This is a genomic window from Amycolatopsis sp. cmx-11-12, assembly GCF_046269425.1.
Taxonomy (GTDB): Bacteria; Actinomycetota; Actinomycetes; order Mycobacteriales; family Pseudonocardiaceae; genus Amycolatopsis.
In genome coordinates, this window is the sequence record NZ_JADNQM010000006.1 from 257,471 (window position 1) to 279,630 (window position 22,160).

Annotated in this window: 19 protein-coding genes; 7 read left to right on the plus strand and 12 right to left on the minus strand. The window is 67.8% G+C overall.

Annotation, left to right across the window (positions count from 1 at the left end; genetic code table 11):
- Positions 1–108 precede the first annotated feature (108 nt).
- From ACLARN_RS10910 to ACLARN_RS10925, 4 genes are all read right to left on the minus strand, one after another.
- On the minus strand, positions 109–1,065 hold the full coding sequence (locus tag ACLARN_RS10910; protein WP_409491211.1) for a sporulation protein: 957 nt from the start codon (positions 1,063–1,065) through the stop codon (positions 109–111).
- Between the two features lie 78 nt (positions 1,066–1,143).
- The gene (locus ACLARN_RS10915) at positions 1,144–2,493 is read right to left on the minus strand and encodes an erythromycin esterase family protein (RefSeq protein WP_409491212.1); all 1,350 of its coding nucleotides are present in this window, start codon (positions 2,491–2,493) and stop codon (positions 1,144–1,146) included.
- 191 nt (positions 2,494–2,684) lie between these two features.
- Complete coding sequence (locus ACLARN_RS10920) at positions 2,685–3,533, minus strand: carbohydrate-binding protein (protein ID WP_409491213.1); 849 nt, start codon at positions 3,531–3,533, stop codon at positions 2,685–2,687.
- A gap of 78 nt (positions 3,534–3,611) precedes the next feature.
- Entirely contained in the window at positions 3,612–4,517 is a 906-nt protein-coding gene (locus ACLARN_RS10925) for an AraC family transcriptional regulator (RefSeq protein ID WP_409491214.1), read from the minus strand.
- Between the two features lie 338 nt (positions 4,518–4,855).
- On the opposite strand from ACLARN_RS10925, the gene ACLARN_RS10930 reads away from it, so the two are divergent.
- Positions 4,856–6,052 (plus strand): glycosyltransferase 87 family protein, encoded by a 1,197-nt coding sequence (locus tag ACLARN_RS10930; protein WP_409491215.1) that lies wholly within the window; start codon positions 4,856–4,858, stop codon positions 6,050–6,052.
- Positions 6,043–6,789, plus strand: coding sequence for an SDR family NAD(P)-dependent oxidoreductase (locus ACLARN_RS10935; protein ID WP_409491216.1), 747 nt, complete (start codon positions 6,043–6,045; stop codon positions 6,787–6,789). Before ACLARN_RS10930 ends, ACLARN_RS10935 begins: the two co-directional genes overlap by 10 nt.
- Before the next feature lie 91 nt (positions 6,790–6,880).
- Here ACLARN_RS10935 and ACLARN_RS10940 read toward each other — a convergent pair whose 3' ends face one another.
- Both ACLARN_RS10940 and ACLARN_RS10945 read right to left on the minus strand, forming a co-directional pair.
- Entirely contained in the window at positions 6,881–8,077 is a 1,197-nt protein-coding gene (locus ACLARN_RS10940) for an FAD-dependent oxidoreductase (protein WP_409491217.1), read from the minus strand.
- A gap of 21 nt (positions 8,078–8,098) precedes the next feature.
- Entirely contained in the window at positions 8,099–8,662 is a 564-nt protein-coding gene (locus ACLARN_RS10945; RefSeq protein WP_409491218.1) for a TetR/AcrR family transcriptional regulator, read from the minus strand.
- Positions 8,663–9,124: 462 nt separating this feature from the next.
- Here ACLARN_RS10945 and ACLARN_RS10950 point away from each other — a divergent pair, with 462 nt between their 5' ends.
- The 3 genes from ACLARN_RS10950 (at position 9,125) to ACLARN_RS10960 (ending at position 10,666) form a co-directional block, all read left to right on the plus strand.
- The gene (locus ACLARN_RS10950; protein WP_409491219.1) at positions 9,125–9,313 is read left to right on the plus strand and encodes a hypothetical protein; all 189 of its coding nucleotides are present in this window, start codon (positions 9,125–9,127) and stop codon (positions 9,311–9,313) included.
- A gap of 106 nt (positions 9,314–9,419) precedes the next feature.
- Positions 9,420–9,914, plus strand: a complete 495-nt coding sequence (locus ACLARN_RS10955) for a hypothetical protein (RefSeq protein ID WP_409491220.1) — start codon at positions 9,420–9,422, stop codon at positions 9,912–9,914.
- Positions 9,915–9,973: 59 nt separating this feature from the next.
- On the plus strand, positions 9,974–10,666 hold the full coding sequence (locus ACLARN_RS10960; protein WP_409491221.1) for a hypothetical protein: 693 nt from the start codon (positions 9,974–9,976) through the stop codon (positions 10,664–10,666).
- A 26-nt stretch (positions 10,667–10,692) separates the two neighbouring features.
- Here the strand turns inward: ACLARN_RS10960 and ACLARN_RS10965 are convergent, their stop codons facing one another.
- Positions 10,693–11,649, minus strand: coding sequence for a GlxA family transcriptional regulator (locus ACLARN_RS10965; RefSeq protein ID WP_409491222.1), 957 nt, complete (start codon positions 11,647–11,649; stop codon positions 10,693–10,695).
- Positions 11,650–11,735: 86 nt separating this feature from the next.
- Here ACLARN_RS10965 and ACLARN_RS10970 point away from each other — a divergent pair, with 86 nt between their 5' ends.
- Both ACLARN_RS10970 and ACLARN_RS10975 read left to right on the plus strand, forming a co-directional pair.
- Positions 11,736–11,879 carry a hypothetical protein gene (locus ACLARN_RS10970; protein ID WP_409491223.1) on the plus strand — a complete coding sequence of 48 codons (144 nt, stop codon included), beginning with the start codon at positions 11,736–11,738 and terminating at the stop codon, positions 11,877–11,879.
- Between the two features lie 240 nt (positions 11,880–12,119).
- Positions 12,120–13,859: a BCCT family transporter gene (locus ACLARN_RS10975; protein ID WP_409491224.1), complete on the plus strand. Its 1,740-nt coding sequence runs from the start codon at positions 12,120–12,122 to the stop codon at positions 13,857–13,859.
- A 77-nt stretch (positions 13,860–13,936) separates the two neighbouring features.
- Here the strand turns inward: ACLARN_RS10975 and ACLARN_RS10980 are convergent, their stop codons facing one another.
- From ACLARN_RS10980 to ACLARN_RS11000, 5 genes are all read right to left on the minus strand, one after another.
- Positions 13,937–14,302 carry a DoxX family protein gene (locus ACLARN_RS10980; protein ID WP_409491225.1) on the minus strand — a complete coding sequence of 122 codons (366 nt, stop codon included), beginning with the start codon at positions 14,300–14,302 and terminating at the stop codon, positions 13,937–13,939.
- On the minus strand, positions 14,302–14,775 hold the full coding sequence (locus ACLARN_RS10985) for a carboxymuconolactone decarboxylase family protein (RefSeq protein WP_409491226.1): 474 nt from the start codon (positions 14,773–14,775) through the stop codon (positions 14,302–14,304). The genes ACLARN_RS10980 and ACLARN_RS10985 overlap by 1 nt, the downstream gene beginning before the upstream one ends.
- Before the next feature lie 27 nt (positions 14,776–14,802).
- Positions 14,803–15,669, minus strand: coding sequence for a sigma-70 family RNA polymerase sigma factor (locus ACLARN_RS10990; protein ID WP_409491227.1), 867 nt, complete (start codon positions 15,667–15,669; stop codon positions 14,803–14,805).
- 578 nt (positions 15,670–16,247) lie between these two features.
- Positions 16,248–18,128 carry an OmpL47-type beta-barrel domain-containing protein gene (locus ACLARN_RS10995; RefSeq protein ID WP_409491228.1) on the minus strand — a complete coding sequence of 627 codons (1,881 nt, stop codon included), beginning with the start codon at positions 18,126–18,128 and terminating at the stop codon, positions 16,248–16,250.
- Positions 18,129–18,195: 67 nt separating this feature from the next.
- Positions 18,196–22,152, minus strand: coding sequence for a ThuA domain-containing protein (locus ACLARN_RS11000; RefSeq protein WP_409491229.1), 3,957 nt, complete (start codon positions 22,150–22,152; stop codon positions 18,196–18,198).
- Positions 22,153–22,160: the final 8 nt, after the last annotated feature.

The following is a 22,160-nucleotide window of genomic DNA, read 5'->3' on the forward strand; positions in this document are numbered from 1 at the left end:
GTCGACAAGGCGGGAGCGGCGATCTCGGCCGAAATCGGGACTCCCCAAGTACATGAAGGCCCCTTCCTTGCGCCTGGCGCAAGGAAGGGGCCTTCATGTACTAACGACTCACTCTTCGTCTCCCCCGTCGAAGACGTCCTCCATGACCTCGCCCAGGATCATGCCGCCGACCACACCGGCCGCGGCACCGGCGACCACCCCGCCCATCCCCGGGCCACGCCTGCCGTGATGACCGTGATGACCGTGATGGTCGTAGTCATGGTCGTGGTGACCACCGAACATGGCGTGCCCGCCACCGGATTCGGCGACGTTGGCCAGCCAGCCGTCGATGGCCGCCGCCCAGTCGGTGCGCAGGGCCTCCTCGTGCGAGACGTGGAAGCGGCCGAAGGTGTCGCCGCCGGAGCGGAACATGCCACCGCGTTTGTCCGCCTCCAGCACCACCACCAGCTCGCCCGGACTCGCGACGAAGGTCAGCTCCACCTGGCTGACACGGCCGGCGTACCGCGACGGCGGGAAGAACTCGATCTCCTGGAAGAACCCGAGTTCCTGCCGGACGCCGTGCAGGCGCCCGGCTTCGACGTCGGCGCTGCGGAAGGAGAAGCCCAGTTCGCCGAACGCCTCCAGCACCCGGTCCTGCGATTCCAGCGGCCCGACCAGCACCGGGTCGAGGTCACCCTTGTCCGGCGCGCCCGCGATGACGAGTTCGGTCCGCACGCCGACGACCATGCCCGGCAGCTCACGTCCGCCGACCGCGCTGATCGGCGTCTCCCACGGCAACGCGATCTGGAACGGGACGGTGGTCAGCTCCCCCGCCGCCACCCGCACCTTCCGGCCGGCGCTGACCCGCAGGAACTCCGCGGTCCCGGCGCGCTCGTGGTCGCCGTGCTCGACCTCGACCCTGGTCACCAGCGAAAGCAGGATCTCCTCGATCTGGGCGTCGCTCGAACCGCCCTGGATGCGGACCTGGCCGGTGATCACCTCGCCGGGTACGGCGTGCGGTGAGTCGAGCACGGTGTCGACGGACGGGCCGCCGACCCCGAAGGCGCTGAGCATCCGTTTGAACATCAGGGATTTCCTCCACTGGATACAGGAACAAGGGTGCCGGAACACTTCGACTACTACCGAGATCCGGGCGCGACGTCACTACTTTCTCAGATCGGCCTGACGTACGTCGTGCAGGTGGATGACGACGTCGTAGGAACGCCCGAGCGAGATGGCCGCGGGGTCGACGGGGAACAGCGTGCCGATGGTGCGGGTGGGCCGGGCGGTGTCCAGCCAGGCGCGCGCGGCGGGCGGCGCGGTGCGGACGTCGAGGTAGAAGTCCTGGAAACGGACCTTGTCGAGAGTGTCCTCATTCGAGCCGGACGGCGCGGCCGGGACGGAGAACCGCTTCCAGTCGCCGCCGACGGCAGTGTCCTTGGACAGGAAGGATCCCTGGTCGAAGCTGAACCCGATCGGCAGGTAGTCCCGGCCCAGCGTCTCGCGCAGGAAGGCGCCCTGGGTCTTCGGGTACAGCTCAGGGTTGTCGGAGACGTAGGAGACGTGACCGTTGTGCGCGGAAAGCAGGACCTTGTGGCCGGTCCGCCGCTGCCACCAGGCCACGTTCTCCGCCATCGCGCGGTCACGCAGGATCTGCGCGGCGGGCAGCGACTTCGGGTCCGTGAGGTCGACGGCGAGGAAACGGGCGGTCTGCGCGACGAACTTGGCGTGCTGCTGGGTCCAGTCGAGAGCGTCCGTGCCCGTCAGGCCCTTGACCAGCTCGAAAGCCTGCTCTGCCTGACCGGCGAGCCGCTGCCGCTCGTCGAGGGGTTTGCGGAGGTAGGCGAACGCGTCGTCGATCGGGCGAAGGCCGGTGTAAAGCTGATTCAGCCGGGGCAGCGCCGCCGGATGGTGCTGCCGTACGTAGTCGGTGATCTTGGCGAAGAACGCGTCGTTCACCGAAGGCGCTCCGAGGTCGTCGCCGACGAAGTGCACGGTGCGGCCGGGATGGGCGCGGTTGTAGTCACGCATCCACCGGATCAGGCTCACGAACTCCTCGCGGTCCCAAGGGGAACCGGCCAGGGTCCGCTTCGCGACCTCTCGCGCGTCGCCCCTGCCCGTCTGGACGTACTCGTCGATCTCGAGACCGGCGGACCAGCTCAGCTCCAGCGCGAAGGCCCGGAACCCCTTCTCCTCGACCAGCTGACGGAAGACCCGCTCCTTCATGGTGAAGAACTCGTGGGAACCGTGGGTGGCCTCGCCGAGGCCGACCACCTTCGCGCCACCGATCATCGCGCCCAGCGCCCGCAGGTCGGCCGTGTTCCGGCCGGGTTCGGTCGAGAACAACGGATGTGCCGCTCGATCCAGCGACCGCACCGGGTCCCGCCAGGCCGTGGCCGTCTCCGCGGCACTCGCGAAAGCCGGGCTCGCCAGGGGAGCGAGCACCGCTCCCGTCACGACCACCGCGGCCGCCGCCAGTCCCCGTCTTCCCCAGTGCCTTTTCGTGTCCGCCATGTCGTTCGCCCCTTCGCTCGATGTCGTTGGCGATCATCGCCCGCGCATCGGCGGTGGCGCGCTGTAGCAGAGCTCCGACTTCGGGTGGGGAAAACCCCACCCCGCGAAGAGCGGGTGGACCCCGCCGCCGGGGTGTGGGTCCCGGCGGCGGGAGTCCACCCGCGTTTATCTCCCTCCGCAGCGGTTGCTCGTCACTCCGCGCGCCACAACGCGGGCGTGGACGGCGGCTCCCAGCCAGGCTGGGCCGTGTGCCCCTGCAAGCACACATAACCGCGACCGCTGAAGGTGACCCGGGCGCCCGCGGAATAGCCGGTTCCCGCCGCCCAGGTCGTCCCGCCAGGCGGGTTGGAGGTCGAAGTGGTGGGCGGGTTCGACGTCGTCTGCGTCGTCTGAGTCGGCCGGGTGGTCGACGTCTGCGGCACGTTGAGCACGAAGTCGAACGCGGCCTGCTTGGCGGGAGGCGCGTCACGCACGGTCATCAACAGCCGCGGATCGAAGATCGAGTCGGTGTTGTTGCGCGGCTCGTTGGGGAAGTAGAGCTGCGTGGTCAGCACCCGTCCGCCCGGGGCCTGGACCTTGACGTGAATGTGCCGCGTACGGCCCGGGTACAGGCCGGGCACGATCGTGCTCAGCGAGAACGCGCCCTGGTCGTTGGTGAACTGGTGCCCGCGGAACGTGTACCCCACGTTGTCGTAGGCGCCGTTGACGTCCGCCTGCCAGAAGTCCAGCAGCGCCCGCGCGATCGGCAGGCAGCCGAGACCGAAGACGTATCCGGAGACGGTGAGCCTCGTACCCTGCGTGTTCGGCGTGACCAGCGAGGTGCGCTGCGGGGAATTCGGCTTGAAATAAGGACCTTCGGTCTGCGCCGGAGTCGGGTCGTCGCCGTCGTCACAGGACGGGGTCAGCTCGGGTGCCTGGCCGCTCGCGACGGTGGTGCGCGCGAGGGCGGGCCCACCGATCAGCGCGACCGGCGCCGCGACACCCGCGGCGAGTGCGGCCTTCAGCACAGTCTTTCGGCTGAGCTTCTTTTCGTCGTCCATACCTGCTCCTCGTGGGGGCTTCGGGAATCACCCTCGACGGTATGGAGAAGATCAGCTGCGGACGATGGACTGGCATGGTCAGTCGTGGTGAATCTCCGGGGGCGCGTCGCCCGTCCGCCGGTAATCACCGGGACTCAATCCGGTCTCCCGCCGGAAGAACCGGCAGAAATAGGCGGGATCCGCGAATCCCACCCGGCTGGCGACCTGCCGGACGGTGAGATCCGTGCCGAGCAGGAACCGTTTCGCCTCCCGCGTCCTTGCCTCACGCATCAGTTGCGCCGCCGTCCGGCCGGTCGCCGTCTTCACCGCGTCGGTCAGGTATCCCGGGGTGACCCCGATGCGTTCCGCGAGCGCGCCCACCGACCAGAGCCCGAGATCGGGCCTGCCGAGCAGCCGGGTGAATTCCGTTCCCACCGACTGTGCCCTGGCAGGCGGACGCGCGTCCGCCAGGCCGGGAAGCCGTCCCGCCCGCACGATCAGCACGTGCATCAGGGCACGCAGTACCGTCTCGGTGCCCTGACCGCCACAACGGAATTCCTCGTCCAATTCGGCGACCAGCCGCGCCGTCTCCTCGGCCGCGCGTTCGTCGAGCCGCCACGGCTGCTGACTCAGCCGTCGCAGGGTTTCGCGGTCGGCCGGATGCTCGAGAAGGAAGTCGTCGGTGAACAACACGACGAATCCGGCGAGATCGCGGGCATCCCAATGATGCACCTGCCCCGGTGTTATGACCGCGAGTTGTGGCGGCCCCAATTCCCAGCGCGTGAAATCGACGACGTGGTCACCGGTACCGCCGGTGACGTGGACGATTTCGTAGAAAGTGTGCCGATGCGGGAAAGCCGCCCGCGACATCGGGCCGATCGTGTCGAAAGTGCCGACGGTGAACGGCAGGGCGTCCGGCGCGCGGACCTCCAGCCGGTGCAATGGCAATTCGCCCGCCTTCGGCTGCAGGCAAGGCGTCCTCGGCAACACCGTTGTTCCACGCATGGACCGGTCCCTTTCACCACACTGGGGATAAAAAGTCTAGACCAATGCGTGGTGTTTCCGCTGCCGACGGAAGTCGCTTGACCGTGCCGGATCAGCCTGCGGTCTCCACAGGGCCCCGCAGGCGAGGCCGTTCCGGATGATCACCATGGCGGCGACGATCCAGCCAGGCAGGATCGGTCCGGAAAGGACAGTCCGCGCAAGACGTCGCGGCCGCCGGGTTCGCCTGGTCCGCGGGCTCCGAACCGGCGAAGCCTGCTTCTGCGACCTGGCCGGCGGGCGCGGCGGGCCTGACCCGGTACAGTCGGATCACTCACCGCCGTTGAAGGGTTCACCACGCGATGTCTCCTGCCTCGTCGCGCGGGCGGGCCTGGTGGTCGGCCGGTGCGCTCGCCGCGCTGGCGGTGGCGTACGTCGTCGCCATGCTGACGGCGGGCAATTCACACAGTGACCTGGAGATCTACCGCTTCGGCGTCGACACCCTGTGGAGCGGCGGCGACCTCTACGGCGCGTTGCCGCTTTCGGACGCCGGAATCCCGCTGCTGTTCATCTATCCGCCGTTCGCCGCGCTGGTGCTCACGCCGCTGGCGCTGGTGCCGTGGACCGGCGCGGTGTTCCTGCTGTTCGTGCTCAGCCTGGCCGCGCTGGGCGTCACGTTCTACGCGATCACCCGCACGCTGTGGCCCTCCGGCGACCGGTGGAAGGCGCTGCTCGTCTCGTCGGCGGCGATCACACCGGCGCTCTTCCTGGAACCGGTCCGCCAGACACTGGGCTTCGGGCAGATCAACCTGCTGCTCATGGGGCTGGTCGCGGCGGACTGCCTGCTGGCACGGGGCCGCTACCGCGGTATCGGCGTCGGCCTCGCCGCGGCCGTCAAGCTGACACCCATGGCGTTCCTGTTGTTCTTCCTGGTACGCAAGGACTTTCGCGGTGCACTGACCGCTATGGGCACGTTCGTGGCCGCCTCGGCCGTCGCGTTCGCGGTCGCCCCCGAGTCCTCCGCACGCTACTGGTTCGGCGGGCTGGCCGGAGCGTCGGGGATCAGCGGAACCTCGTTCCACACCAACCAGACCCTGCAAGCCGTGCTGGCGCGGTTCGGAGTCGATTCCGCCGCCGCGAAGCCGTTGTGGCTCATCCTGACCGGCGTGCTGCTGGTGCTGGTGACGCTGACGATGTACCGCTCGGCGGTGGTACCAGCGCTGCTGCTGAACGCGACGTTCGCCCTGCTCATCTCGCCGACGTCGTGGTCACACCACTGGGTGTGGATCGCCCCGGCGCTGTTCACCACGGCGGGCTGCGCGGTACTGCACCGCCGGAATCACCGCCGGGCACTGGCCTGGCTCGCTGGCACGGGGGTCATCGCCACGATCTTCGTCGCCGCGCCGTTCCGGTACTTCCCCGCCTTCGACCGGCCCGGGCAGACGTGGACGACCGCCCAGCAGTGGCTGGGGAACTGCTATGTCGTCGCGGGCCTGGTGTTCGTCGCCGTTTCGGGCGTGCTCGCACTGCGGAACCGACAGGGAGACCGATGGATCTGACCGGCACCACCACACTCGTCACCGGCGCCAGTGGCGGCATCGGCCAGGGGATCGCCCTGCGCTTCGCCGAAGCGGGCAGCGCCGTCGCCGTGCACTACCACCGTGCCGAAGCCTCGGCGCTCGCCCTCGTCGAACGCATCGAGGAGGCCGGAGGCACCGCCGCCACGTTCACCGCCGACCTCACCGACGACGGCGAGTGCCGACGGCTCGTGGCCGCCGCCGCGGCCTGGACCGGACGGCTGGACACCCTGATCAACAACGCCGGCGTTCAGCCGGTCGAACCGCTGCCGGGGATGTCGGCGGAAAGCTGGCGTGCCGTCCTCGACGCGAACCTCACCAGCGCGTTCTCGTGCACGCAGGCCGCGGCCGAGGTGATGAACGGCGGCAGCGTCGTCCACATCGCCTCGATCGAGGCGGCCCGGCCCGCACCCGGACACGCGCACTACAGCAGCGCGAAAGCCGCCCTGGTCATGCACGCCCGCGCCGCCGCACTCGAATACGGCCCGCGAGGTATCCGCGTCAACGCCGTCTCCCCCGGGCTCATCGACCGGCCAGGTCTCGGCGACGCCTGGCCGGAAGGCGTCCGCCGCTGGGAACAGGCCGCGCCACTGGGCAGACTCGGCACCCCCGGCGACGTCGCGAACGCTTGCCTGTTCCTCGCCTCGCCGCTCGCGGCGTGGATCACCGGACACGACCTGACCGTGGACGGAGGCGCGTCCGCGCACCCCACCTGGTGACCACGGGCTCGTGTCGCGAAAGCCACTTTCGGGACATCAGACGTCGCGAAAGTGGCTTTCGCGACACCCCGGGCGTAGGTCGAACCGTGACTCACCGGCTCCGGATCACAGTCCCCTGCTTCAGATTCGTCACCAGCGCCGTCGACTTACCCGTGACAGCAGCCGCGAGCGGACGCTCGAGCCCAGGAAGTCGTGCCACCCGAAGGAAAACCCGGCGTGCCTGGAGCAGGAACCGATTCGCGGGCAGGAACCAGCGCGCTCCCCGGCGGGCGACCTGCTGCTTCTCGGTCACCACCGGGCGGACCAGCTTTTCGTACTCCGCGAACGCGGCTTCGATCGAGGGCGCCCGGGTGAGTTGTTCGGCCAGCACGAACGCGCCCGCGATGCCCAGAGAAGCGCCTTGACCGGCGAGAAGGGAGACGGCATAGCAAGCATCGCCGACGAGAACGACTCGACCGCGACTCCACGACGACATCTCGATCTGCGCCACCTGGTCGTAGTACACCTCTTCGGCGGGCGGACAGAGATCGAGTGCCTTCGGCACCGCCCAGCCGAGCGAATCGTAGGTCGTGCGCAACGCCGCTCGCGCGTCGTCCGGCAGGGTCGGATCCGCCGTGCGGTGCACGGCGTACGCCGCGAGTTTGCCGTCGCGGAGACCGTAGAAACCCATCTGCGTCCCGATGGTGTCGGTCAGGCAGAACCTCTCCCCCACCCACTCGCGGATCTCTTCGTCCTCGAAAACGAACGCCGCAGTATGGAAGCCTAGGTAGCGCAAGAACCCGCTCTCGTCACCGAAAACCAGCCGCCGCACGGTCGAGTGGATCCCGTCGGCGCCGACCACCAGATCGGCTTCGAGCGCCTCGCCATCCGCGAGCGTGACCCGCACCCGGTCGCCGAGATCCTCGACTCCGGCGACCCCGGCGTCGAACCGGACGTCCACTGTGGACGGCAGGGTCGTGCGCAGCACCCGTTCCAGATCCGGCCGCATGATGCTGCACAGTCTGCCGCCCACGGACTTGGCGAACCGGACGTAGTCGATCGCCGCCCGGCTACGGCCCCGATCGTCCAGCAAACTCGCTTCATCCACCCGGTACGCCGCGTCTTCGACCTGAGGAAGCAGGCCCATCTCCTCGACCGCGTCGAAGCCCGGCCCGAAGAAGTCGATCATGTAGCCCTGTTGCCGAGGGCCCGCGGCACGCTCGAGCACCACGACCTCGACGTCCTGCGCCGCTAGCCGGTGCGCCAGTGCCAGCCCGGTGATCCCGGCACCGCAGATCGCCACCTTCATCAGGGTTCCTCCCTTGTGGGTTCAGTTGACCAGACGACGGAGGACGGCCGCGGTGACACCGCGATCGGACTCCGGTTCGAGCGCGCGATGCAGCAGAAGCCCGTCCACCGTGGCCAAAAGCACCCCGGCCGTGCCGTCGGCTTCGGCCACCCCGCGCTCCGCCAGCCAGCCGCCGAAGCGGGCGCGCAAGCCGGCGAGGATCTCCTGGATGCCCTGGCGCAAGGTGTCGTCGCGAGTCGCCGTCAGATAGGCCTCGGCGAACAGCGACGACATCGGATCGACGCCGCTGTACTCGCCGACCGACGCCAGCAGCGCGTCCACCGCCTCCTCGGGCGTGTCGATGGTTTCCAGCGCCGGTTCGAAGGCGCCGGCGACCTCGCGCATCGCCCCCAGCACACCCTCGATCAACAAGGCCTGCAACGAAGGGAAGTGATAGTGCACGACGCTCGGCGTGACCCCGGCACGTTCGGCCAGGATCCGGGTGCTGACCGCGGACCAGCCTCGTTCCGGCACCAGCTCGACCGCGGCCTCCAGCAACCGCCGCCGCACGGCCTGACCACGTTCCGCGGCCGGGGAGCCTGCCACATCCGCCTCCTAGGGCGATCGTCCTGTACGACTGCCCTGATCATATGTCCGGCTGCGACCGCCGCGCAAACTCGGTGGTCAGGTCCGCCTCGGTAAGGACGAGTTCCGCGTCATCCGCCCGGCACGCCCGATCTCACACGGCTCGCTGGACAAAGCGGCCGCACGCCCACTCCTTGATCTGGTCTTGCTGCACCACAGTCTTCAGTTTCCGTTGTCCCGGTGGAAAAGTGTGCATACCCGGCTCGGCGCCGGAGCACGGTGAAACTGCCGCCGAACGCCTTCCCGGTCTTCGGCCGCGAGGACAGCGGCCCCACCTACCTCAAGACCCGGACGGTGGCGTGCCTAGCGGCATGCTGCATGTCGTGCTCTGCGCGGAGACGAGTCCGAAAGCGGCAAAAATGACCTCGCTCCGCGGTTGAGCCGTCGCGAAGCTTGCTCCTTCAATCCACTTTTGGAGGACACATGGTCTCGAAGCCCCGCGTCGCGCTGGGAATGCTCGTGTTGGCGGTGCTGGCGGGCGGAATGATCGCGCTGCTGGTCTCGCTCGAGGCTGACGCCTTCTGGGTCAAGACCCTGCCCATCGCCGTGATGGTCGGCGGAGCGGTCTTCGCCCAGTCCCTCGGTCTCTTCACCAAGGCACCGAAGGATTAGGGTGTGTCTCCCAAACTGAGGTTGGCAGGTTGGGCGAGGACAGGCGCGCGCTTCGAGAGACACAGATCAGGGACCGGTCCCCGCGCTCGCCGTTAGCGTTCCGCGTGTGACCGAACTGGGTGCCTACATCGAACGCTTCGAGACGAATTCCCGCAGCCGCGCACTCCGGGGTCTGGCCGCGATGGCGATCGGCGCACCGATCGCCTTCGTCGGAGTCGTCCTGTTCCTGATGGGCCAGGAAGCGGGAGCCTCCGGCGGGGAGATGTTCCTCGGCGTCGTCATCGGCGGCGGGCTGGGGCTGATGCTGATGGGCGCCTGGGCCTGCTGGCACGCGATCAGCAAACGGGGCGAGACCTTCACCCTGTACGAGCAGGGGTTCGTGCACACCTGGAGCAGGTCGACCACCGTCGTGCCGTGGAACGCGGTCGAGGCGGTCATCGACCACACCAAGAAGAACATCCTCGCCAAGGCCCTCGGCGGCGACGTCGGCTGCCTCGTCAAGCTCACCGACGGCAAGAAGATCCTCATCAACGGGTTCACCGAAGGCGCGGCCCTGCTGGCCCACGACATCTCGGAGGCCGTCGGGCGACGTCACGCCTGAACCACGGCAACCTTCCGGACCCGCCGCGCGTTCTCCCATCACCGAGGGAGGAGGTGGCCATGGAGATCGTCGTCGTGAACGAACTGGGCGTCCGCGCCGTGGTGCTGACGTTACGAGCCAAGGGATCGGCCCTCGATTTCCGGCTGTTCCCCATGGTGCACATCGGCACGCAGACCTACTTCGACACCGTGCGGCGGCAGGCGAACGCCTGCGACGTGGTGGTGGCCGAGGGGGTCGGCGACGCGAAGCCGGTGTCGCGGCTGACCGCGAGCTACCGGCTCGCGGCACGGAACAAACGGCTCGGACTGGTGGTGCAGGATCTGAAGGCGGACACCTTCACCGCGCCGACCATCCGCCCCGACCTCGACGGCCCGGGCTTCTCCGAGGGCTGGCGACGCGTCCCGCTCGGCGACAGGCTGATGATCTCCGTTCTGGCGCCGACGCTGGGGGTGTTCCTGCGTGGCTTCGGTACTCGCGGGATGCTGGCGCGATTCCTGACCGTCGACGACGAAGACGACTCCTGGGTCGAGTCGGCCGAGGCCATGCCCGAATTCGACGACCTGATCAGCGGCAGCCGCGACAAACTCCTCGTGGACGCGTTGGCCGGGCTGCACGAGCGGCGCCATCACGAGCCAGGGACGGTCGGCGTGGTCTACGGCGCCGAGCATATGCGCGCGGTCGTCCGCGAACTCCGCGCGCGCTTCGGTTATGTCGTGCGGGACGCGGAATACGTCACCGTGTTCGGCCTCTGATCGTCCTTTGTGGACTATGTCGTGAACTAGACGCGCTGCGGCGCGAAGGTCCGGCGGTAGTCCTGCGGGGAAACACCGACGACCTTGTGGAAATGGTGGCGCAGCAGGGCGCCCGAGCCGAACCCGCAGCGGCGCGCGACCTCGTCGATGCCCATTGTCGTCTCTTCCAGCAGGGACCTCGCGTGCAGGACCCGCTGCGTCGAAAGCCACCGGTGCGGCGTGGTGCCCGTCTCGGCCACGAATTTGCGGGCGAAGGTGCGTTCGGACATCTGGGCGCGGCGGGCAAGATCGGCGACGGGATGCTCGTGGTCGATGGTGTCGAGCATCCAGGTGAGCACCGGCTGGAGGCTGTCGCCGGTGCACTCCGGGATCGGCACCTCGACGAACTGCCGCTGGCCACCCTCACGCTGCGGCGGCACCACCATGCGCCGGGCGATCGCGGTGGCCGCGGCGGATCCGAGTTCGCGCCGGACCAGATGCAGGCAGGCGTCGATGCCGGCGGCCGTTCCGGCGCTGGTGATGATGTCGCCGTCGTCGACGAAGAGGACGTCCGGATCCAACTGCGCCAGCGGGAATCGCTTCCGGAACCTGGCACTGTGCCGCCAGTGGTTCGTGCACCGGCGCCCATCGAGCAGACCGGCGGCGCCCAGCACGAAAGCGCCGGTGCAGACCGAAAGCAGCGTGGCGCCCCGCGCCGAAACCGCGCGGAGCGCTTCGAGCACCGCGGGCGGATACTCGTCGCGCACGTCGCAGGCGGGGACGACGACGAGGTCCGCGTCCTCGGTCGCTTCGAGGCCGTGTTCCGGGGTCATCTTGACGCCATAGCCGAGGCTGAGCGGTTCTCCCGCCCGCTCCCCGCATACGCGGAAGTCGAGCAGCGGCACCCCGTCATCGGTGCGGTCGTAGCCGAACACCTCGCAGACGACGCCGAACTCGAAGGGAGCGAAGTCGTCCAGCAGCACTACAGCGACGCTCTTCAGCATGACCGAAGCATAGCTGGCAGGATTTTGATGCACAACGACAGAACTGCCACTTTTGGCAGGATGTTCAGCGGCGCAAACTTACTGCCATGACCGCACTCATCGTCACCTTCGCCTTCATCGCCCTCGTCGCCTACCTCCTGCAGCGCAACCACACGCGTCAGGGCCGCCCCAGCGCCGCCGGTGGCGACCCGCTCAGCCGTCCCTTCTGGCGGGGCGGCGTCACGGTCTGAGCAGTGCCCTTCGCGCGAAACTCGGCCCCGCTCTCCTGACCGCCGGTGTCACGAGCGACACGTTCCCCGCCGAGACCGCGAACCAAGCCGACATCCGCCGAGGTCAGACCCATAATCACGGGTTTAAACCACTTAGTCCGTATTTTCTGCCGGTTACCAGTTTTCTGGTTAGGGTGCAGTGGTGCAAACGGGTTAACTCGGGCGGAAGGAGATCGCGCTGTCATCGGCGCGTGGCTGAACATGAGTTCGCAGGACGGTAAACAAGCGGAAGAAGAGGGTGTCGCGGAGACCGCGACAGACCTCGCCAACGCACCGGATACGACAGGTCCGGGGCACACGCCCGATGAGCACGTCCCCCTCGCCTCCGAACGACCCGCCGAGACCGACCGGACCGTTTTCGGTGTGGCCGCGGCCCTCGCGCTCGCGATCATCGTCTGGGGCGTGCTCGCGCCGGAGAGCCTCGCGAGTGTCGCGTCGACCCTCCTCAACGACGCCGTGATCCCTTACGGCGGCTGGGCTTTCGTCCTCACCGCGAGCGGTTTCGTGGTCTTCGCGGTCTGTCTGGCCATCAGCCGCTACGGCCGGATCCCGCTGGGCGGGGACAAGGAACTGCCCGAATTCCGGACGTCGTCGTGGATCGCGATGATGTTCAGCGCCGGGATGGGCATCGGCCTGATGTTCTTCGGCGTGTACGAGCCGGTCTCCCACCTCGCGAGCCCGCCCCCGGGCACCGCGGCCCCGAACTCCGACGAAGCCGTCCACACCGCGATGGCCACGACGTTGTTCCACTGGACCGTGCACCCGTGGGCGATCTACGCCGTCGTCGGCCTCGCGATCGCCTACAGCACCTTCCGCAAGGGCCGCACCCAGCTGATCAGTTCGGTGTTCGCGCCGCTGATCGGCAAGCGGCGCACCGAGGGCCCGCTGGGCAAGGCGATCGACATCATGGCGATCTTCGCCACCCTGTTCGGTTCGGCCGCTTCCCTCGGGCTCGGCGCGCTTCAGGTCGGTGGCGGGATGGGCGCCGTCGGCTGGATCGACGACCCCGGTAAGGGCCTGCTGGTCGCGATCATCGCGATCCTCACCATCGCGTTCATCGCGTCGGCGGTGTCCGGGGTGGCCAAGGGAATCCAGTGGCTGTCCAACATCAACATGGTGCTCGCCGCGGTGCTCGCGGTGTTCGTGCTGGTGGTCGGGCCGACCGTGCTGATCCTCAACATCGTGCCGGGCGCGATCGGCGACTACTTCCGCGAACTGGCGGAGATGTCCGGCCGCACCGGGATGACCGGCGGCGACGAGATGCAGACCTGGCTCGGTGGCTGGACGGTCTTCTACTGGGCGTGGTGGATCTCGTGGACGCCCTTCGTCGGCATGTTCATCGCGCGGATCTCCCGCGGCCGCACCATCCGGCAGTTCATCTTCGGTGTCATCGCGATCCCGAGCGTCGTGAGCCTGATCTGGTTCGCGATCTTCGGCGGCGCGGCGATCAGCAGGCAGCGGGCGGGGACGGACATCGCGGGCGCGGGCAGTGCCCAGTCGGCGACGTTCGAACTGCTCGAGACACTGCCGTGGTTCATCCCGATCGCGATCCTGGTGATGATCCTCGTGTCCATCTTCTTCGTCTCCGGTGCGGACGCGGCGTCGGTGGTGATGGGTACCTTGTCCCAGCGCGGAAGCGTGCATCCGAAGAAGGGTGTCGTCATCTTCTGGGGCGTCCTGATGGGCGCCGTCGCGGCGGTGATGCTGCTGGTCGGCGGGAACAAGGCGCTGACCGGTCTGCAGAATCTCACCATCTTGATCGCGGTGCCGTTCCTGTTCGTGATGATCGGGCTGTGCGCGTCGGTCTGGAAGGACCTGCGCAACGACCCGCTGATGAAGCAGGAAGACGCGATGATGCTGTCGCTGAAGGAACTGCACGAGGAACGCACCAACGGCCACGGACGCCGTCGCATCCTCGGACGCGCGAAGCAGAAGTCCTGATCTGATACGCGTGAAGGCCCCCTTCCCTCGGCCACGGTTTCAAATGACCAGCCGAGGGAAGGGGGCCTTCACGCGTATCAGGCGCGGCCGATGGCCACGAAGACGCACAGGGCGAGGTAGCCCAGATCCAGCACCGCGACCAAGGGTTCGTGACGGCGGATCCGCACGACCACCGCCCCCGCCATGACCAGCGCCAGTCCCAGTGCGGCCAGCGGGACCAGTACCGGCGCGATGTCGAGCAGCGCGGGCAGGACCAGGCCGACGGCGCCCGCGATCTCGACCGCCCCGATCGCTTTGACCACCCCCGGGCTGAAGTCCAGCACCCAGCCCGCGCCGGACGCCACCCCTGCGATCTTTTCCCTCGGCAGGAACAGTTTCCCGACGCCGGAGACGAGATACATGATCGCCAGCAGCCAGGCGACGATCCACAGTGCCGTGTCCATCAGTGCGCCAGCTGGCCCGGCTGGTAGTCGCCCGCCGGCTGCCGGGTGATGACGTTCAGCCGGTTGAAGGCGTTGATGAGCGCGATCTGCGTCACCAGCGCCAGAAGCTGCTCTTCGTCGTAGTGCTTGGCGGCGGCGTCCCACGCCTCGTCGGTGACACCGGCGCTGTCGGCGAGGCGGCAGCCCTGCTCGGTGAGTTCCAGCGCGGCGCGTTCGGCCTCGGTGAAGACCGTCGTTTCCCGCCACGCCGCCACCAGGTTCAACCGGGTCGACGTCTCCCCCGCTTGCGCCGCGTCCTTGGTGTGCATGTCGAGGCAACCCGAGCAGCCGTTGATCTGGCTGGCCCGGATGTTCACCAGTTCCCTTGTCGCCAAAGGAAGTTCGGTCGCCTCGATGACCTTCGCCGCCGAGACGAGGTGCTTCACCAGCTTCGGCGCGAGAGCGGTCTTGAAGAGTTCGAGTCGTGCCTGCATGGGTTTCTCCTTCTCGTCCAGGTTCACTTACTTGGACGAGGGGGCCTCCGGAGAGGTAACACCCATGGCCGCGAGGCGACGTGGATCACTCACGGAGTCGATCGCGACGATGCGGCCGTCGGCGATGGTGCACGCCATCACGCCGGCCAGCTTGCCGTGCTTGTTCCAGGTCACGACGCCGGGCTTGCCGTTGACCAGTGCGGGACGCAAGGTCGCCACGGCACGGGCGCCACGCTGCACGCGGGTGGCCACCTCGGCCGAGCCCAGCCTGACGACCACGCCGTGCGCGGTCTCCGAACGCCACTTCACGTCGGGGTCGAGCACCCGGAGCAGCCCGTCGAAGTCCCCTTCGCGAGCGGCCGCCAGGAACGCTTCGACGACCGCGCGCTGCTGAGGCTCGTCGGCGGGGCGCCGTCCCTGTACCTTCCGGCGGGCGCGGCTGGCGAGCATCTTGGCGGCGTCCGCGGATTTGCCGAGGATCTCGCCGACCTCGGCGAACGGGACCGCGAACAGGTCATGCAGCACGAAGGCCAGCCGCTCGGCCGGGCCGAGCGTGTCGAGCACCACCAGCAGCGCCAGCCCGACCGACTCGGCGAGCACCGCGTCTTCTTCGGGAGAATCCTCGAACACCAGCAGCTCGGGCGGCTCGTCGTCGAACGAGTCCTCGGGCCGGGCCTTGCGGGAGCGAAGAACGTCGATGCAGACGCGGCCGACGACGGTGGTCAGCCAGCCGGAAAGGTTGTCGATCGTGTCGGCGTCCTGGCGGGCCAGCCGCAGCCAGGCCTCCTGGACGGCGTCCTCGGCGTCCGCCCGCGAGCCGAGCATCCGGTGGGCCACCGCCACCAGACGGCCACGCTGCTCCTCGAACGCGCTCGCCAAGGTTTCGCCGGTCATGTCGTTCCCTTTCTCGCGCCGAATCCGTCATGGCCATGACGGATTCGGCTGAAGAAAGGTAACCGGTGGAAGAGCTGAAGGGGACTTTCCCCGCGTCTGACGTGGTGAAGGCCTCCTTCCCCTCGTCTGACGCGGGGAAAGAGGCCTTCGCGTGATCGCAACTAGAGGGCAGAACGTCAAGGTGTCGTGTCGGGTGGTTGGTCCGTGAAGCTTCCTTCCCTACCTTGAGGGTCAGGGTCCCGGCAAAGTCGCAGAGCTGCTGGTCAGCGCTGCTTTTGGTAATCCGGGCTTGACATCGCTAGTGCCCGAAAGGGTCGAGCGGGGAGGATTCCGGACGTTGAACGTCCGGAATCCTCCCCGCTCAGGGGCTCCGCAACCGGTGTGACCCGTGACGGTGAAGGAATGGGGACACTCAACGTCCCCATTCCTTCACCGTCAGCCTCACGCAGGCGGCGAATAGCCGCCTGAACTGCAAGATCTCGACTTTGCCGGGACCCTGACCTTCAGAGTAGGCAAGGAGGCCTTCACGGCCAGCGGAGTCCGCAACTAGAGGACTACTTGCGTAGCGGGTCCAGCGCTCAGACGTCCCGGATCGGCGTCTTCACGACCTTCTTCATGCCGGGGTTCTTCGTCTCCGGCCGTTTCTGCGGTTCGGCGGTCGAGCCGCCGATGCCGGAGTCGATCGCCGCCGTGACGATCAGGTTCCGCTCGTCGGACGAGATGAGTTCGCCGTCGAGGAGTTCCTGCGTCACGGCCCGCACGTAGGTCACGAACTGGTCGTTCGACGAGTAGTCCGACTCGTCGTCGATCACGTCGTTGATCGTGCAGCCGTCACCGGTGTCGCGGTTCTCGACCTGGCTGTCCGCCGTGCCGAGGATCACGGTGTCCCGGACGTCGGAGTCCGGGCAGGCGTCCGGGCCCGGCGGCGCGGCGACGATGGTGAACGCGCCGCCCTGTTCCGCCGAGACGTTGCCCGCCTTGTCCGAAGCCCGGTACGTCAGGGTGTGCGTGCCGAGCGCGGTCACCTTGACCGGCGCGGTGTATACCGTCCAGGCACCACCGTCCAGTTTGTACTCGATCTTGTCCACACCGGACCCGGTGTCCGTCGCGGTCAGGTTGATGGTCGCGTCCTCGATGTACGACCAGCTTCCGTCCAGATCACCGCTCACCACCACGGAAACGGCAGGCGCGGTGCTGTCGTCGCCTTCGACGATGGTGAACGTCGCCGTGCCTTCCGGCGAGACGTTGCCCGCCTTGTCGGTGGCGCGGTACTTCACCGTGTGCGCGCCGACGACGGTCAGCGCGAGTGGCGCCGAGTATGTCAGCCACGGGCCACCGTCCAATTGGTATTCGACCTTGCCGACACCCGAACCGGCGTCGGTGGCCGCCAGGGTCACGGTCGCCTTGCCGACGTAGTTCCCGGCGGGGTCCTTGGTGCCGGTCACTTCGGAGGTCACGGTCGGGGCGGTGGTGTCACTGCTGACGACGGTGAAGTGCGCCATGCCTTCCGGCGAGACGTTGCCCGCCTTGTCCGACGCGCGATAGTGGACCATGTGCATGCCCGGCGCGGAGACCGCGACGGGAGCGGTGTACGCGGTCCACGCGCCATCGTCCACTTTGTACTCGACCTTGTCGACGCCAGTGCCGGCGTCGGTGGCGGTCAGCTTCACGGTGGCGGTGTCGAGGTAGTTTCCCGCCCCGTCCTTGGTGCCCGTCACCTCGGACGTCACCGTCGGCGGCGTCTTGTCATCGGGGTCACCAGTGACGACGCTGAACGACGACATCCCTTCCGGCGAAACGTTTCCCGCCTTGTCGGTAGCGCGGTGGTGGACCATGTGCGAACCGGCCGCGGAGACCACCACGGGCGCCGTGTACGCGGTCCACGCGCCGCCGTCGAGCTGGTACTCGACCTTGTCCACACCGGACTGGCTGTCCGAAGCGGCCAGGTTCACCGTGGCGGAACCGACGTAGTTGCCCGCCGTGTCCTTGGTGCCGGTGACGTTGGCGGTCACCGTCGGCGGAGTGGTGTCGGGGTTGCCGCCGCCGTCGGTGACGATCAGCTCGCCCATCATCTTGCTGTGCCCCTGCACCGTGCAGTAGAACCGGTACTTCCCGGGCGTCAGCGTGACGGTCGCTTCGTGCTCGCCGTTCTTCTCGTCATAAGGATTGGCGAAGAGGTTCAGGGTGACGTCGTGGTTGTAGCCAGGGGTCGTGGTGTCGAACGTCAGCGAGTGCGACATCGTCGAGCCGAGGGCTTCGGTGTTCTTGAACAGGATCTTGGTCTCACCGGCCACCGCGGTGGTGGGCGCGCTGAGGTAGTGGTCGGTGCTGTCGCCGGCGGTCCATTCCAGGGTCTGGACGGGTGCGGCGACGGCTGGTGTGGCGGAGCCCGGCAATACCAGGCCCACTAAGGCGAACGCCGCGGCCAGCAGGGCCACAGCGAGGTTTCTTGGGGACATCGCGGGAAAACCTTCCGTACAGGGAGACCGGCCGGGCGCGAGGGAGGTCGCACCCGGCCGGTCTTGGCTACAGCTGCCGCACCCGGATGTTGCGGAACTCCATCAGGTCGTTGTCACCGTGGTTCTGCAGACCGATGAACCCGCTGACGAACTGCCGGAAGTCGGTCGACGGGTCGCCCGCCCGCGACGAGTTGATCCCCGGCGCGTTCTCGAACTCGTTGATCACGACGCCGTTGCGGCTGATCGTGTACTTCTGCCCGACGACCTTGACCTCGTACTCGTTCCAGGTCCCCTTCGGCTTCACGCCCGCCTGGTCCAGCGGCCGCGGGTCGAAGTTGTAGATCGACCCGGTCTTCTGCGGCTCACCGGTGGCCCCGTCGTACAGCTGGACCTCGTGTCCACAGTAGATCGCGACCCAGGCCTGCGACGTCTTCGCCGACCCGACCGTGCCGCAGCTGCCCGGCGGACGCTGCTCCAGCGGAGTCCGCGGGTCCGGGAACCGCACGAACACACCACTGTTGGCACTGCCCGTCGGCGCGATGTCCTTGAACTGGAGCTTCACCGAGAAGTTGCCGAACTGCCGAGCCGAGTACCACAGCATCCCCAGCCCACCGGACGGTCGCAACGACCCGTCCGGCTGGATGGCGAACTGCCCGGACGGCGCCTGCGACCAGTTGCGGAACGATTCAGCCGTGCCGTCGTAGATCGCGTCGTAGCCGGTGACGCCCTTGTTGCCGATGGGCGACGCGGCGGCCGCGGCGTTGATCTTGTCCGACTCGGCCGAGTTCAGCACCCCGAGGTCACCGAGCCGGTCCACGGCCTGCGTGACGTGGTTGACGAAACCGGCGTGGGAGGTCCACGTGCTGTCGTCGTCGATCATGTCGTCGACCGTGCAGCCGCCGCCCGCGTTCCGGTTGGTCACCCCAGTATCGGTGTCACCGATGGTCACCGTGGCACTGGGATCGGCCACGAGACATCCGACGCTCACCGAGTTCCGCGTGGTCACCGTCTCGCCGTCCGCGTAGGTCACGGTCAGCTTGGCGGTATAGAAACCGGTGCGCGGGTAGGTGTGCCGCGGGTCGGCCTGTGTCGAGATCGTGCCGTCGCCGAACTCCCACTTGTAGGAGACGCCGCCGGACTTCGACCCGGTGAAGGCCGCGGTGAGCGGTTTGTTCTGCACCATGGTCGACACCGCCGACGCGGACGGGGTCGCCTCGCCGCCGGTGTAGCTGATCTTCAGCAGCTTCTGGTTGGCGTCCAGAGTGAAGAACCCGTTGCCGTAGTCGAGTGCGTACAACGCGCCGTCCGGGCCGAACTTGGCATCCATCCAGCTCTGCAATTTCTGGTCGCCGCCACCGGTCGGCACGATCTGCCGCACCGTTTCGGCGAACACCGGCGGATCCTGCTTCGGCACGCCGTTCGGGTCGACGGTGACCGCGATCCGGTTCTGGCCGTTGCTCTGGTCACCGATGAACCACTTGTCGTTCCAGTACGACGGCCACGCGACACCGCTGTTGGTGTTGACCAGGTCGCGGTGGTACGTCGGCCCGGTCATGACCGCCTGGCCGCCACCCTTGAGGTAGGGCTGCGTGTAGGTGGCCTCGGCCGCGTTGTACGTCGGGACGGAGCTGTTGGGACGGTTGGGGAACACCGGCCCGCCGCCGTCCGGCGAGTACCAGATCATGTTCTTCTTGACCGGCGGCAGGTTCACCAGGCCGGTGTTGCGCGGCGAGGTGTTGACCGGGTTGTCGCAGTCGTACCAGCCGGTGAGGACCGCGGCGTCGGTGCTGCTGCGGTCACGGTACGGCTGCTTGTTGCCCATGCAGTACGGCCAGCCGTGGTTGCCCGCCTCGGTGATGATCGTCGCGGTCTCGTACTTCGCCGGGCCGAGTTCCGGGCTCGGCGAGGACGCGTCCGGACCGACCCACGCGGCGGTCAGCCAGTTGGTCTTCTTGTCGACTTGCAGACGCGAGATGTTCCGCACGCCCATCACGTAGATCTCGGGCCTGGTCTTGTTGCCCGGATCGTTCGCCTCGGGGAACAGGTTGCCAGCCGGGTTGGTGTACGTACCGTCGGCCTCGGGGTGGATCCGCAGGATCTTTCCGTTGAGGTCGTTGGTGTTACCGGCGGTGCGGCGCGCGTCCTGGAACGAGACGCCCTTGTAGTCCTGGGTCCAGTTGTTGCCGGAGTACCCGTTGGAGCCGCCCGACGAGTTGCTGTCGCCGGAACCGATGTACAGGTTCCCGCCGGAGTCGAAGTCCATGCCACCACCGGCGTGGCAGCAGCTGTGGATCTGGACGTCCCACGAGAGCACGTCCTTGCGGGTCGCCTGGTCCAGCGCCTGGTTCTTCAGGTCGTAGGTGAACCGGGAAACGACCCGCTTGCCCATCCGCGTGTCACGGTTGATCGACTCGTGCGGCATCCAGTAGGCGTACATGAACCCGTTCTCGCTGAACTTCGGGTCCAGCGTGAGCCCGAGCAGGCCTTCCTCGTTCTTGACCATCTCGTTGGTGTTGCCGCGGTTGCCCATCACCTTCAACGTGGTGAGCAGCTTCGCCTTCTTCGTGACCGGGTCCCACTGGTGGACCGTGCCGCAGCCGAGGCCGACGTTCGGGTCGTCCCAGCTCTCCACGAAACCGGTCGGGCAGGCGGCGCGGCCGATGTAGAACACCCGGCCGTTGGGGGCGATGGTGAGCCCGTGCGGCTCGCCGATCTGATCGAGCTGACCGGCCTGGTTCTTCGCGGTCAGGCGTTCGACCTTGTAGTTGGCCGCGATACCCGCCTTGCAGTCGCCGCGGACCATGCCGGTGGTCCACTTCAGCGCGCCGAGGAGGTGGCTGCGGAACTGGGCTTCGCCGTAGCTCGCCTCGGTCCGGCCCATCCCGCTGTAGAAGGAACGGCCGCCGTCGTAGTCACGGCACCACGAGACCGGGTGGAAGGCGCCGTTCGCGCCGACTCCCGGCTTGTAGGTCGATTCCTCGACCTGCGCCACGGTGTGCACGGTGCCGACCGGGTTGACCTCCCAGTTGAGCCACCGGTCGGTGCGGACCCACTTCTGCGGCAGGCCTGCGGTGGCCGGGTTCGCCTTGTCGAGGACGTCGACCGTCGCCTGGGCCGGGTCGTTCTCCGGCGGCGGCGGAGTGGTCGAGTTGTCCTTGTACAGCTTGAAATCGGCCAGCTGGATGAGCGGGTCACCCGCGTTGGCGGTGATGTTCAGCCGGTAGTTCGAGTACGCCGTGGTGTTGGCGAAGGTGAACTTGCGGCTCTGGAACGGGTCGGTGAACACCTCGTTCGTCCGGGTGTCCAGATCCGTCCACGTGGTCCCGTCGTTGGACCCTTGCACGGTCCAGTTCTTCGGGTTACGGCCGGCGAAGTCGTTCGCGGCGACGAGGTCGTAGCTGCTCACGGCGACCGGGGCGGCCAGCTTGTAGGCGACCCAGCCGGTCGGGGAGAAGGCCAGCCACTTGGTGTTCTCGTTGTTGTCGGCGAGCTTTTCCTTGCTCTCGTTGGGCGGGTTCTCCGCACTCGCGGTGACCGAGGCGACCGCTTCCGGGGTGGGACGCGCGCCCACCGGACGCGCGCCGATCAGCCCGGAGAACCACTGCGATCCGTCCTGCGCACGAGCGGCGTCCGACAGCCCGAGGAAGCCACCGCCCGCCTTCATGTAGTTCTGCAGCGAGGTTTCCTGGTCGCGGTTGAGCGTGATGCCCTGCGCGGAAAGGAAGACGACGCCGCGGTACTTCGCGAGGTTGGCCTGGGTGAACACCGCGGGGTCCGAAGAGGACGACACGGAGATCCCGTTCGCCTGGCCAAGGCTCGCGATCGCGTCCGTGGCACGCAGGACGGGGTCCTTCTGGTCCGCGGCGGTGCCGTGGAAGACCAGGACGTTGATCGGGACGTTCGTGGCGGCCTCGGCGGTCACCGGTGCGATGGCCAGCGGAAGCCCGGAGGTGACGACGGCGCCGACCGCCAACGCGGCCAAGGACCGTCTGCGGAGGCGGTTCTTTGAAAAGATTCGTCTCAAGTTCTCGC